The organism is Tenacibaculum soleae, from assembly GCF_001693415.1.
GTDB lineage: Bacteria > Bacteroidota > Bacteroidia > Flavobacteriales > Flavobacteriaceae > Polaribacter > Polaribacter soleae.
The window spans coordinates 232,370-245,655 of the sequence record NZ_MAKX01000024.1 but is presented as its reverse complement, the minus strand read 5'-3'; the positions used below and the strand labels follow the sequence as shown (position 1 = coordinate 245,655).

At 29.2% G+C, this 13,286-nt stretch carries 10 protein-coding genes; 4 read left to right on the top strand and 6 right to left on the bottom strand.

What is annotated here, in order from left to right:
- Both BA195_RS12200 and BA195_RS12195 read left to right on the top strand, forming a co-directional pair.
- Positions 1–1,329, top strand: a complete 1,329-nt coding sequence (locus BA195_RS12200) for a sensor histidine kinase (RefSeq protein ID WP_068705870.1) — start codon at positions 1–3, stop codon at positions 1,327–1,329.
- A 561-nt stretch (positions 1,330–1,890) separates the two neighbouring features.
- Complete coding sequence (locus tag BA195_RS12195) at positions 1,891–2,304, top strand: helix-turn-helix transcriptional regulator (RefSeq protein WP_141677711.1); 414 nt, start codon at positions 1,891–1,893, stop codon at positions 2,302–2,304.
- 61 nt (positions 2,305–2,365) lie between these two features.
- Here the strand turns inward: BA195_RS12195 and BA195_RS12190 are convergent, their stop codons facing one another.
- The 3 genes from BA195_RS12190 to BA195_RS12180 all read right to left on the bottom strand — a co-directional run bounded on the left by BA195_RS12190 (position 2,366) and on the right by BA195_RS12180 (position 4,996).
- The gene (locus tag BA195_RS12190; protein ID WP_068705866.1) at positions 2,366–2,827 is read right to left on the bottom strand and encodes a cold-shock protein; all 462 of its coding nucleotides are present in this window, start codon (positions 2,825–2,827) and stop codon (positions 2,366–2,368) included.
- Between the two features lie 173 nt (positions 2,828–3,000).
- Positions 3,001–4,335, bottom strand: a complete 1,335-nt coding sequence (locus BA195_RS12185) for a DEAD/DEAH box helicase (RefSeq protein WP_068705864.1) — start codon at positions 4,333–4,335, stop codon at positions 3,001–3,003.
- 109 nt (positions 4,336–4,444) lie between these two features.
- Complete coding sequence (locus BA195_RS12180) at positions 4,445–4,996, bottom strand: 1-acyl-sn-glycerol-3-phosphate acyltransferase (protein ID WP_068705862.1); 552 nt, start codon at positions 4,994–4,996, stop codon at positions 4,445–4,447.
- A 195-nt stretch (positions 4,997–5,191) separates the two neighbouring features.
- Here BA195_RS12180 and BA195_RS12175 point away from each other — a divergent pair, with 195 nt between their 5' ends.
- Positions 5,192–6,568: a DNA recombination protein RmuC gene (locus tag BA195_RS12175; RefSeq protein ID WP_068705860.1), complete on the top strand. Its 1,377-nt coding sequence runs from the start codon at positions 5,192–5,194 to the stop codon at positions 6,566–6,568.
- A 46-nt stretch (positions 6,569–6,614) separates the two neighbouring features.
- On the opposite strand, the gene BA195_RS12170 is transcribed toward BA195_RS12175, so the two are convergent.
- Positions 6,615–7,889: a serine hydroxymethyltransferase gene (locus BA195_RS12170; RefSeq protein WP_068705859.1), complete on the bottom strand. Its 1,275-nt coding sequence runs from the start codon at positions 7,887–7,889 to the stop codon at positions 6,615–6,617.
- Positions 7,890–8,080: 191 nt separating this feature from the next.
- Between BA195_RS12170 and fahA the strand changes: the two genes are divergently transcribed.
- The gene (fahA, locus tag BA195_RS12165) at positions 8,081–9,361 is read left to right on the top strand and encodes a fumarylacetoacetase (protein WP_068705857.1); all 1,281 of its coding nucleotides are present in this window, start codon (positions 8,081–8,083) and stop codon (positions 9,359–9,361) included.
- 78 nt (positions 9,362–9,439) lie between these two features.
- On the opposite strand, the gene fabG is transcribed toward fahA, so the two are convergent.
- Positions 9,440–10,186: a 3-oxoacyl-[acyl-carrier-protein] reductase gene (gene fabG / locus BA195_RS12160; RefSeq protein ID WP_068705855.1), complete on the bottom strand. Its 747-nt coding sequence runs from the start codon at positions 10,184–10,186 to the stop codon at positions 9,440–9,442.
- Between the two features lie 92 nt (positions 10,187–10,278).
- Positions 10,279–13,248, bottom strand: coding sequence for a M16 family metallopeptidase (locus tag BA195_RS12155; protein ID WP_068705853.1), 2,970 nt, complete (start codon positions 13,246–13,248; stop codon positions 10,279–10,281).
- Positions 13,249–13,286: the final 38 nt, after the last annotated feature.

Here is a 13,286-nt window from a genome sequence, read left to right as displayed (position 1 = left end):
ATGGGAAAACCTCAATTTATTCAGATTCTCATTAGAGTTTTACTATTAATAGTAAACGGAGTTCTGGTTTTTTTTACCTATTTAAACGGATACTCAATTAATACTATTGGGTTTTCTTTTTTGTTTATTTTTCAACTATTCTTATTTTTTGATTATTTAACAAAACTGTTTGCTGATATTGAAAAATCGATAGATTGTTTGTTGCATGATGATTATTCGAATACTTTTTCTTCTAAAAAAAGAGAAAATCCGTTACATAACAAAACCGCTTTATTGTTAGAAAAAAACCGAAAAAAAAGTCTTTTAAAAACATCTGAAGCGTTAATTCTTACCAATATTATAGAAAGTTTAAGTATTGGTGTTCTTATTTTAAGAAAAGACACAAATGAGCATATTGAGGTATTTCAAATTAATAAAGCGTTTACCGAATTTTTAAAGATACCTAAGTTTTATAATTGGAAATTACTGAAAGGTAAACTAGGTAACCTCGCTAACTTTATAGCTAAATGGCAAGAAATTAAACATACTATTACCATTGATGTAAACGATATAAAAGAAAGTTTTTTCTTAAAAACCTCGGTTACACAAACCAATCAATATGAGTATTTAATTATTTCTTTAGAAACTATTCAGCAATTAATTGATAAAAAAGAAAAAGAAGCTTGGTATAAATTAATGAATGTAATGTCTCACGAAATAATTAATACCATTACTCCTATTAGTAGTTTAGCCGAAAATTTAGATTCTCTTTTACAAGAAAATCAAACAGATGAAGAAACAATACAAGAGCTATCGCAAGGGTTGCAAATAATTAAACGTCGTTCATACCATTTAACATCTTTTGTAGATACTTATAGAAAGTTAGCTGAATTACCTTTGCCTCAAAAAATGAAAGTAGATCTTACTAAAATTATTAAAAATACTTTAATGCTTTTTCAACATGAATTTTCATCTAAAAAAATAAGTGTAAAATTCGATTTCTCTAAAGAAGTAATTATTGATGCTGACAAACAACAAATAGAACAAGTACTTATAAATTTATTATCTAATTGTTTGTATGCTTTAGTTGGTATTGAAAATCCAAAAATCAGAATTAAATTACATCAAGAGAATAACCGAATAAACTTATCTGTTATAGATAACGGTATTGGTATTTCTAATGATATTAAAGACAACATCTTTATTCCATATTTTACAACCAGAAAAGACGGTTCTGGAATTGGCTTAACTTTAAGTAAAAGTATTATGGAAGCTCACAACGGAACAATTCGGTTTGTATCACATATAGATGAGACTGTTTTTAAGTTAACTTTTATAAACATCAAGTAGTTTACAAATGTAAATTGCCTGATGTTTTTATTTCAGTTTGTAGTATTCTACATCTACATAATCATATATTTGTATTGTTTACAATTGTAATTAAGAGTAAAAACCTTATTATCGCGCTGTTTTAGGTATATATAGCTTCATATATCTTAATCTTATGTATAATACTTGAATATATATTATAAACCCTCACTTAAACATCTTAAAAATAGTAAACTTATAAATTTACAAGAGCTATAATTCTGTTTATTAGTTATTAAATATCCATTTTACATTAACAAATCATGCTTTTTACATATGTAAAATAAGTGTTTAAATAAATCTATATCTTTACAAATGTGTTTACCTGACTCTTTCCGTAACATCAACTTAACCTCTAAAAACTATTGAAAAACTCTATATTAAAAATCTAAAACACTGTTTTTTAATGATTTAAATCACGTGACCTAAAGTTTTAGTGAAGCACAAAAGAGGGTATATAGTTGTTCTTATTCGATTTTTACAGTAATTTACAATTGTGTATCTTTACAATTCATTTATGTAATTCACAATTGTAACTTGTTTATGGATTTACTTACTCGATTAAAAGCAATAATTACTCATTACGATTTAACATCATCAACTTTTGCTGATACTATAGAAGTGCCTCGTTCAAGCATATCTCACCTATTATCTGGCAGGAATAAACCTAGCTTAGATTTTGTTATGAAGGTAATTGATAAATTTCCAGAAGTTGATTTATATTGGCTATTGTATAATGAAGGATCTTTTCCTAAAAAAGAAAAAAGGGATATACAAACAACAATAACGAATTTAAAAGAAGATAAAAAAGAAACACCTTCTCTGTTTTCTGAAAATTCGATATCTGAAGAAGAACCCGTAATTAATTCAAATACGCAACTCTCAGGAGGTGCAAAAAAACTACGAAAAGTAGTTCTTTTATATACTGACGGAAGTTTTGAAGAATTTAATCAATAATAAAAAAAAGGGATAAATTATATTGTATATAATTTATCCCTTTTTAATTTTTAAAATTAGTTTATTTAATCAAGGTAACTTTAACGGCATTCATTCCTTTCATCCCTTTTTCAAGTTCAAAAGAAACTTTATCATTCTCTGAAATCTGATCGATGATTCCACTAACATGCGTAAAGTATTTTTCTTGATCAGCCCCGTCTATAATAAAACCGAACCCTTTTGAAGAATCGAAAAAAGAAACAGTTCCTTTTCTTACAGGATCAAATTCTTCTTTATCACCTTCTAGAGTTTTAGGAACACTTACTTGAATGTCTTCTAAATTTATCTCTATCTTTTGATCTGGATCTGGTGGTGTAGATGTTAAATTTCCATAAGCATCTGTATATGCAAATTCAATTCCTGTTTTTCCATTCTCTCTTATATCAGCCTTTCGAGCTTCCATCTTTTTTCTTTTATCTTCACGTTTCTTTAAACGCTTTTTCTCTTTTTCATTCTTGTTAAATGATTGCTGAGATTTTGCCATAAGATTAATTAATATATAGTTTTTGTATTTATTTTTTGAATAATGTTAATTTTCATTTTTAACGAAAATCATCATATTGCCCAATATATTCTAAATTACAATATTTATTCCATTTTTTTGTATTTTTTTTACATAAAATAGAAATTAAATTCAAATTTAAAGAAAACACTGTTCTATTCCTTATTTTTAGACTTACCTATTTTCGAGTTTCCTGTATTATTTTCAGCTAGATAATTGGCAATTATTTTATCAACCAATTCTTCTTTTGTTAAATGATGAAAAATCGTTTTTACCTTAGCTTTAAAATCTTCAGAAACTGCACGATTAGGTTTTGTTTTAAATATTTTTTTTGCCCATAATAAACCATTGTTTTCTTCAATACTTTTACTATCAGCCTTTTTAAAGGGCTTAAAAACAATGCCTAACTCATTTTCAAAATCTGAAATATCATCAATTTCTTCTTCTTGTAATACAGTAAGTGAAAGTCCGGTTGCTCCTGCCCTTGCCGTTCGCCCGCTTCTATGTACATAAGCATCATAAGTATCTGGTAAATGATAATTTACTACATACGAAATTTCTTTAACATCAATGCCTCGAGCAGCTAAATCGGTTGCTACTAATATATCAATATAGCCTTCTCTAAATTGTCCCATAATTCGATCACGAATTCCTTGAGTTAAACTACCATGAATAGCGCCAGATGAAAATTTATTGATGGCTAAGTTTTTAGCTAATTTATTAACAGCTGCTTTTGTTTTACAGAATATAATTCCGCGTTTTCCTTCTTTAGAGTTTAAAAAATGCAGTAAAACTTCTAGTTTTTCGATTGGTTTTACTACCACATATTGATGCTTAATACCTTGATGACCTACAGTTTCCATATCCGCTTCAATTTGAAGTACATTTTTAGACATGTAATTCTGAACCAGTTGTTTTACAGTTCCTGGCATTGTTGCGGTAAACAATAAAGTTCTTCTGCTTTTTGGAACTTCTTTAATAATACTATCCAAACCTTCTTTTAAAGCACTAACCATTTCATCGGCTTCATCTAAAATAAAGTATGAAATTTGCGAAACATCAATAGCATTTCTTTTAATTAAATCTGCCAAACGTCCTGGTGTTGCTACTACAATATGTGTTACTTTTTGTAAACGCTCAATTTGTGGTTTAATTGGCGTTCCACCACAAACAGCTGCGATTGATATGGCTAAATTATGTGTTGCAAATGAAACTAAATTAGTATATATCTGCTGTCCTAGCTCTCTTGTTGGCGCTAATATTATTGCTTGTAATTTTGTTGACTCTACATCGATTAATTGCAATAAAGGTAAACCAAACGAAGCTGTTTTTCCTGTTCCTGTTTTTGCCAAAACAACAAGATCTTTTTTTCTATTTAATATAACCGGAATTGTTTTTTCTTGTACGCTTGTTGGTACCGAAATTTTTAAATCAGCTAAGCTTTGTTGTAACTGTTTGTTAATTCCTAAATCAGAAAACTGTTTTGACATAAATTTATTTTTTGCAAAGATACTTACACTTTATAGGATATACTATCAATTTAAGTTTCTTCTTATTTTAAAAGAAAAATATGCTGATTTAAATTTAAAAAACCTACTTTTAAAGTAGGTTTTTGTTATTAAATAATGTTGGATTTGCTCCTTTTATATTTTTATAAAACTCATAAAAATGTGCAAAGTCAGCTTTTATATCATTCGTTACATAAAATGGTTTCGATAATCGTACACGTTTATTTTCAAAATCAAAACCAAGCATTACTATTGGTACATTAGCACCTTTAGCAATATAGTAAAATCCTGTTTTCCATTTATCAACATATTGTCTGGTTCCTTCTGGTGATATAGCTAATTTAAATTCATCTTTCGAGTTAAAAATATTTACAATTGCATCTACAACATTAGTGCTCTTAGTTCTATCAATAGGGGCGCCACCTAACGCTTTAAAAAAAAAGCCAAAAGGAGGTTTAAATAATGATTTTTTTCCTACAAAATTAAGACGTGTTTTAGTTATGTTTTTAGAAAACAAACCTACATAAAAGTCTTTCCAACTAGTATGAGGCGCTCCTATTAACACGTATTTTTTAAGTTCTTTCGGAAACTCTCCATCAAACTTCCATCCTAAAACTGTAGTAAATATAAATTTAGATAACATCTAGTATAAATAAGTTGCAAAAATACTCTTTATTTTTTTATTGTAGAGTTTAGTTCTTTTCTAATTAATCAATTTAACGATACCGTTTTCTATATTAAAAACAAATAACACCTGTGGTTTTCAATAACAATTACATGTGTTTTTATAATCGGTTGCTGTATATTTGCTTATTCAATTAATTTTATTTTCATTTAAATGAGCACAACATTGTTATTAATTATCACTATCGTTTCTGGATTAATTTTAGGCGGTTTTATAGGCTATTTATTAGGTAAGTTAAACCTAAAAAATGTAACAGATATTTTAGAAAAAGAAAACAATACGCTTAATGCTAGTATTAAAAATTTTGAGATTCAAAAAAGCGAAAGAGAAAAAACAGTTGCACAACAAAAAGAAGATTTATTATTTCGGATAGAAAATCAAGCTAAAGAAACGGAAGAGGTTCGTAGAGAAAAAGAATTTTTATCGGTTGAGTTAGCTCGAAAAAATGAAGAACTTAAAAATTTACAACTTAAATTAAGTGAAAATAAAGAAGAGGTTGAAAAACTACAAGATAAATTCACCAAAGAATTTGAAAACTTAGCGAATAAAATTTTGGATGAAAAATCGAATAAATTTACTGAACAGAATAAAGAGAATATTAAAAATATTTTAAATCCGCTTCAAGAAAAAATTAAAACTTTTGAAGATAAAGTTGATAAAACTCATAAAGAAAGTATTGATTATCATTCAGCTTTACGCCAACAAATTATAGGCTTAAAAGAAATGAACTTACAAATGAGTAAAGAAACTATTAACTTAACCAAAGCTTTAAAAGGTGATAGTAAAACACAAGGTAATTGGGGTGAATTAGTGTTGGAACGTGTTTTAGAAAAATCAGGATTAGAAAAAGATAGAGAGTATTTTGTGCAACAATCTTTTACAAATGATGATGGTAAGCGTGTTTTACCCGATGTTGTTATTCATTTACCTGATAATAAAAAAATGATTGTTGACTCAAAAGTTTCTTTAACTGCCTATGAACAATTTGTAAATACAGATGATACTCAAGAAAAAGAACGCTTTTTAAAAGAGCATGTAAATTCATTAAAGCGTCATGTAGAGCAATTATCAGAAAAAAAATATGAAGATCTTTATAAAATAGCTTCGCCAGATTTTGTATTACTTTTTGTACCAATTGAACCTGCCTTTGCAGTAGCTTTAAATCAAGACAATACCTTATATAATAAAGCTTTTGAAAAAAATATTGTAATTGTAACACCAACCACGCTACTAGCTACTTTGCGTACTATTGATACAATGTGGAATAATGAAAAACAACAACGAAATGCTTTAGAAATAGCAAGGCAAGCGGGGGCTTTGTATGATAAATTTGAAGGTTTATTGCAAGATTTAATTGGTATTGGTAAAAAAATTGATGCTTCTAAAGCTGATTACAATAGCGCTATGAATAAGTTAGTTGATGGTAGAGGAAACCTAATAACAAGTGTAGAGAAACTTAAAAAAATGGGAGCCAAAGCTAAAAAGGCATTACCACAAAAAATTATAGAACGTGCAAACGATAATGAATAAAAAAAGCAGCCAATTGGCTGCTTTTTTTATGTTAAAGTATATTGTATTACATTACAAATAACCTTCTAGCGCTCATCATTTCTTCTACTTTATTAGCAATTTCTAACAAAGCTTCGTCATTATCATGGTTTTTAATTGCTTCATCAATAAAATCAACAACTATTTGCATATCTTCTTCAAGTAAACCACGCGTAGTTATAGCTGATGTACCAATACGAATACCTGAAGTTACAAACGGACTTTGAGTATCAAAAGGAACCATATTTTTATTTACCGTAATATCAGCTTTTCCTAAAGCAATTTCAGCATCTTTACCTGTAATATCTTTATTTCTTAAATCAATTAACATACAGTGATTGTCTGTTCCACCAGAAATAATATCATATCCTTTTGCTACAAAAGCTTTCGCCATTGCTTGTGCATTTTCTTTTACTTGAATTTGATATTCTAAAAATTCATCCGTTAAAGCTTCACCAAAAGCAATTGCTTTTGCTGCAATAACATGCTCTAATGGACCACCTTGATTTCCTGGAAAAACAGCAGAATTAATCAATGTAGACATTTTCTTTAGTTTTCCTGATTTTAATTTTAATCCAAACGGATTTTCAAAATCTTTACCAATCATAATCATTCCTCCACGAGGTCCACGTAATGTTTTGTGTGTTGTTGTGGTAACAATATGACAATGCGGTAATGGATCAGATAAAATACCTTTTGCTATTAAACCTGCCGGATGCGAAATATCAGCCATTAAAATAGCACCTACACTATCAGCAATCTCTCTAAATTTTTCAAAATTCATATCGCGAGAATAAGCCGAAGCTCCTGCAATAATTAACTTTGGTTTATGTTCTTTAGCTTGCTGCTCTAAATGATTGTAATCAATAAGTCCAGTAGCTTTATCTACTCCATAAAAAACAGGATTGTATAATTTACCTGAAAAATTTACTGGCGACCCGTGTGTTAAATGCCCTCCGTGAGATAAATCAAAACCTAAAATAGTATCTCCAGGATTTAAACACGCTGCAAAAACAGCTGTATTTGCTTGCGAGCCTGAGTGTGGCTGTACATTTACATATTCTGCGCCAAATAACTCTTTTGCTCTATCAATCGCTATTTGTTCTACAACATCTACTACTTCACATCCACCGTAATAACGTTTACCAGGATATCCTTCCGCATATTTATTAGTTAAAATAGAACCTTGCGCTTGCATTACTTGCTCACTTACAAAGTTTTCAGAAGCAATCAACTCTAAACCATTTAGCTGACGTTCTTTCTCTTCTTGAATTAAATCAAATATTTGATGATCTTTTTGCATTTTTTGTGTTGTTAAATAAGTAACCAAAAATACTAATTTTATTAATTAATTTTTAAGCAATTGTTATCTAATTTTAAACATAAATTAACTTGCTTACTTTTTTTATAAAAATTATTTTTTTTCAGTTTCATATTGGTTTTAATTGAAAAAAATATGTAGGTTTGAGTTTAAAATTAAACACTACAACTTTAATGAAAATAACTGCAAATAATCCTAATAGAAAATCTTGGTTAACTGTTGATAAAAACTCTGATTTTCCGATACAAAATATTCCTTTTGGAGTATTTATTACGAAAGATGATATTATAACAATTGGTACAAGAATTGGTGATTTTGCTATTGATTTAGGAGCTTTACACCAATTAGGGTACTTTGATGGCATTCCGTTAACAGATGATATTTTTTTACAAGATACCTTAAATGATTTTATTGCTGATGGACGTAAAACTTGGCGTTTAGTACGTAATAGAATTGCCGATGTTTTTGATGTTACCAATGGTAAATTACGTGACAATGCTGAACATAAAGACAAAATAATTTTTAGAATGGATGAAGTTGAAATGCAACTTCCTGTTTCTGTTGGTGATTATACCGATTTTTATGCAAGTAAAGAGCATGCAACCAATGTAGGTTCATTATTCCGTGATCCAGAAAATGCATTGTTACCAAACTGGTTACACATACCTATTGGATATCATGGTAGAAGCTCTTCTATTATTCCTTCAGGGACACCAATTCGTCGTCCTGTTGGGCAACAACGCCCTAGTGAAGGAAGTACAACTCCTAACTTTGGTCCTTCAAAATTATTAGATTTTGAACTAGAAATGGCTTTTATTACAACTGTTGCAAATGATCTAGGAGATAGAATTCCGATTGAAGATGCTGATGAATATATTTTTGGATTGGTTTTATTTAATGATTGGTCTGCTCGTGATATACAAGCTTGGGAATATGTGCCTTTAGGACCTTTTTTAGGAAAAAATTTCGCTTCAACAATTTCTCCTTGGATTGTAACTTTAGATGCTTTAGAGCCTTTTAGAGTTGATAATCCAAAACAAGTACATGAACCTTTGCCATATTTGAAAAAAGAAGGTAAAGATAGTTTAGATATTAACTTACAAATGGCAATTCAACCAGAAGGTAAAGAAGAAACTGTAGTTTGTAACTCGAACTTTAAGTATATGTATTGGACGATGGCGCAGCAATTAGCACATCATACCGTAAATGGATGTCCTGTAAATGCTGGAGATATGATGGGATCTGGTACTATTTCTGGACCTACAAAAGACAGTTTTGGTTCGATGTTAGAATTAACTTGGAGAGGACAAAATCCTATAAAAATGAATGATGGTTCTGAACGTAAGTTTATCAACGACCACGATACAGTTATTATGCGTGGTTATTCTCAAAACGATGAAGTTCGTATCGGATTTGGAGAATGTACTGGTAAAATTTTACCGGCTATTGAATAACAAAACATCTATTCAAAATTATTTTTATAAAAAAGCAGCAATTTAAAATTGCTGCTTTTTTGTTTTAATATGTATATCTTAAGTTAACATTCCTCCATCAACAGACAAAGTTTGACCTGTAATATAAGCACTCATATCAGAAGCTAAAAATACACAAGCGTTTGCAATATCTTCTGGAGTACCTCCTCTTTTTAAAGGAATTTCATTACGCCATCCTTCCACTACTTTTTCATCTAATTTTGCGGTCATTTCTGTTTCAATAAATCCAGGAGCAACTACGTTACTTCTAATATTACGAGAACCTAATTCTAAAGCTACTGATTTTGAAAAACCTAAAATTCCTGCTTTTGAAGCTGCATAATTAGCCTGACCTGCATTTCCTTTTAATCCAACAACAGAACTCATGTTTATAATTGACCCTTTACGTTGTTTCATCATTGGGCGAATAACAGCTTTTGTTAAATTGAAAACCGATTTTAAATTAACTTCAATAACTTTATCAAAATCATCTTCAGAAATACGCATCAATAAATTATCTTTGGTAATACCTGCATTGTTAATTAATACATCAATACTACCAAATTCTGCATGTACTTCTTTAGCTAATTCTTGTGCTGCATCAAAATCTGCTGCGTTAGATTGATATCCTTTTGCTTTTACTCCTAAAGCTATTAATTCATTTTCTAAAGCAGTTGCAGCTTCTACAGATGAACTGTATGTAAAAGCAATATTTGCTCCTTGTTTTGCAAACTCTAAAGCTATTCCTCTTCCGATTCCTCTAGAAGCTCCGGTTATAATAGCTGTTTTATTTTCTAATAATTTCATTACCTAGTTGTTTTGATAGGTCAAATATAAAAATAAAAATCCTGCTAAAGAATAGTCTTTAGCAGGATTTTAAATAGTTCTAATTTATTTTATTAAGATTTAATCTTTTTTTCATTTACATAATTAAACAAATAATCTATATCTAGCTCTTTAATTTTACCTAACTTTTTTAAAGATTCAACATTTAAATCCTTTTTATTACCAATAACCATAACATTGTAAGATTCCCCTTTTACATTTTTATCAAAAAATGCTTTTAAATCTTCCATTTTCATGTTTTTGATAGTATTGTACATCGCTTCTCTATGATCATTATCAATACCTCTTTTCTTTAAACCTTCATAAGTCCAAAAAATATTAGATTTAGTAATACGTTGCGCTGCTAATTTTTTTAATGTAGATTCTTTTGCTGCATTAAATTGCTTTTCTGCTTCTGGCATGTTGTTCATTAAATCCATCATAGCATCAACAGCTTGCTCTAATTTATTAGCCTGCGTACCTACATAAGCCATAACATAATTTGAGTCTCCTTTTTTAGAAGCATTACTATATGAGGCAAATGCAGAGTATGCTAATGATTTAGATTCTCTAATTTCTTGAAAAACGATTGATGATAATCCACTACCAAAATACGTATTAAATAAGGTTGATGCTGCTAAGTTTTCTGCTTTAAAAGGCTCTCCTTTAGCTAAAAACATCATTTCAGTTTGCACCATATCATAATTTGTAAAAAATACATTTCCACCAGTTTCTGTTTCTTTGTATTCTTTTGCAGGTGGATATTCTTTTAATTCACCATATAATTTATGACTTTTATTTAATGATGCCACAGCTGTATTTACATCTTTACCATAATAAAAAACTCGCTGTTTATAGTTTTTCATGTCTTTAACTATAGCTACTAATTCTTCAGGATTTATGGCTTTTAACTCATCAATTTGCATGATATCTCTTAACCTAGAGTTTTCTCCATATTTACCATAGTTCATTAAACCACCAAATAAGATATTTCCTTTTTGAGTTTTTCCATTTTCACGTCCTTTCTGAATTTTAGCTACATATTTATCATAAGCTTCAGAATCTGCTTTTGCATTATCCCATAAATGCTCTAATAACTCTAATCCTTTGGGTAAATTTTCTTTTAACCCATTTAATCCTACATATGTTTTGTCGTTTCCTGTACTTACATAATAAGAAATTCCTAATTTATAAAACTCTTTCTTTAACTCTTCAGCAGTATATTTTTCAGTACCAAGGTATTCTAAATACCCAGCTGCTAACGATAATTTTTTATCATTATCACTTCCCATATCAAAAATGATATTCATATCAAATAAATCATTTTTTTCATTTTCTACATAAGAAACTTTAATCCCATTAGCTGTTTTAGTTTCTTTAATAGCAGTTTTATAATCTACAAACTGAGGCTGTAAAGGTGCTGATTTAATTTTATTAAATTCAGTAACATATGCTGAAGTTTTTCCTCTATTTAAATTTACTGGAGTAATACCAGGGTTAGATACTTTTACTATATTTTTATCAGCTCCTTTACGTTTATATGTTACAACGTAATTATTTTGGTAAAATTTATTTGCAAAATCTACTAATTCTTGTTTAGTAATTTTCTTTAAATCATCTAAGAACTTTACTTTATCTGCCCAATTTTCATGGTGAATAAATGCATTAAAGTAAGCAGATGCTAAAGCCGTATTATTTTCATACTGACGCGTTTGGCTTAATTTTAAGTCATTTACAACCGCATCAATCATCCATTCGTCAAACTCACCTTTTTTTAACTTTTCAACTTGCGCTAATAATAAATCTTTAACTTCATCTAAAGTTTGACCAGATTTTGGTGCTCCTGTAAAAGAGTGGTAGCCATAATCATTTAAAAATGTTGGTGAACATCCTGCATATTGTACTGCTTGTTTTTGATTTAAATTTAAATCGATTAAACCTGCATTACCATTAGCCATAATCATATCACAAAGTGTTACAAACTTTTCATCTTTAGTATTTACACCACCTGAACGGTAAGCAATAGAGATTGATTCAGAAGTTGGTCCAAAAACCTCATTAATAACTGGGCTAGTTATTGGTTCTTCTTTTGGTAATGTTGGGTGTGTTAATTCTTTCTTTTCAAACTTACCAAAAGTATCATTTACTTTTTTAATAGTTGCATCAAAATCTAAATCACCAACTAAAACGATTGCCATATTATTTGGTACATAATATTTATCAAAATAGTTATGAATATCTATCATCGAAGGGTTTTTTAAATGTGCTGCTATACCAATTGTTGATTGTTGTCCATAAGGGTGATTAGGAAATAAATCTTTTAACATTGCTGCATAACGTTTTCTTCCGTCATTATCCTGTCCTCTATTAAACTCTTCAAAAACAGCTTCTAATTCCGTGTGAAATAAACGTAATACTAACGTACTAAAACGCTCTGCTTCAACATTCAGCCACTTATCTAATTCGTTTGTTGGTATTTTGTTTTTATATACCGTTTCTTCAAACCAAGTATGTGCGTTTGTACCTGTTGCACCTAATGAACTGATCATTTTGTCATATTCATTTGCAATTGAATAATTAGATGCTTCTAAAGAAACTTTATCAATTTCTTTATACAATGCTAATTTTTTAATAGTATCTGTTTCAGCTCTATGTTGTTCATACAAATCAGAAATCTTATCTAAATAAGCTTTTTCTTTTTCCCAATCAGCAGTACCAATTTTGTGAGTTCCTTTAAACACCATATGCTCTAAATAGTGTGCCAAACCTGTTGATTCTTTTGGATCATAATTTGAACCTGCGCGAACAGCTATATAGGTTTGAATTTTAGGTTCATCAGTATTTTTACTTAAGTATACTTTTAAACCATTGTCTAATGTATACAAACGTAAACCTGTTGGGTCGTTTGTAACCGTTTCATAATTATAACCATTAGCATCAGATTGCTTTTCGGTTTTTATTTCTTTCTCTAAAGAGTTTGTTTGCTTACACCCTACTATTGATATAAGTACCATGCTAATAAATAGCATTTTGATTGTTTTCATGTAAATTTGTTTTTTTATTAAATGTAAAAATCCGTTGA

Excerpts from the sequence above, each read along its gene's own strand:
- BA195_RS12200 (WP_068705870.1), top strand. The coding sequence starts at position 1 with ATGGGAAAACCTCAATTTATTCAGATTCTCATTAGAGTTTTACTATTA.
- BA195_RS12195 (WP_141677711.1), top strand. The coding sequence starts at position 1,891 with ATGGATTTACTTACTCGATTAAAAGCAATAATTACTCATTACGATTTA.
- BA195_RS12190 (WP_068705866.1), bottom strand. The coding sequence starts at position 2,827 with ATGGCAAAATCTCAGCAATCATTTAACAAGAATGAAAAAGAGAAAAAG.
- BA195_RS12185 (WP_068705864.1), bottom strand. The coding sequence starts at position 4,335 with ATGTCAAAACAGTTTTCTGATTTAGGAATTAACAAACAGTTACAACAA.
- BA195_RS12180 (WP_068705862.1), bottom strand. The coding sequence starts at position 4,996 with ATGTTATCTAAATTTATATTTACTACAGTTTTAGGATGGAAGTTTGAT.
- BA195_RS12175 (WP_068705860.1), top strand. The coding sequence starts at position 5,192 with ATGAGCACAACATTGTTATTAATTATCACTATCGTTTCTGGATTAATT.
- BA195_RS12170 (WP_068705859.1), bottom strand. The coding sequence starts at position 7,889 with ATGCAAAAAGATCATCAAATATTTGATTTAATTCAAGAAGAGAAAGAA.
- fahA (WP_068705857.1), top strand. The coding sequence starts at position 8,081 with ATGAAAATAACTGCAAATAATCCTAATAGAAAATCTTGGTTAACTGTT.
- fabG (WP_068705855.1), bottom strand. The coding sequence starts at position 10,186 with ATGAAATTATTAGAAAATAAAACAGCTATTATAACCGGAGCTTCTAGA.
- BA195_RS12155 (WP_068705853.1), bottom strand. The coding sequence starts at position 13,248 with ATGAAAACAATCAAAATGCTATTTATTAGCATGGTACTTATATCAATA.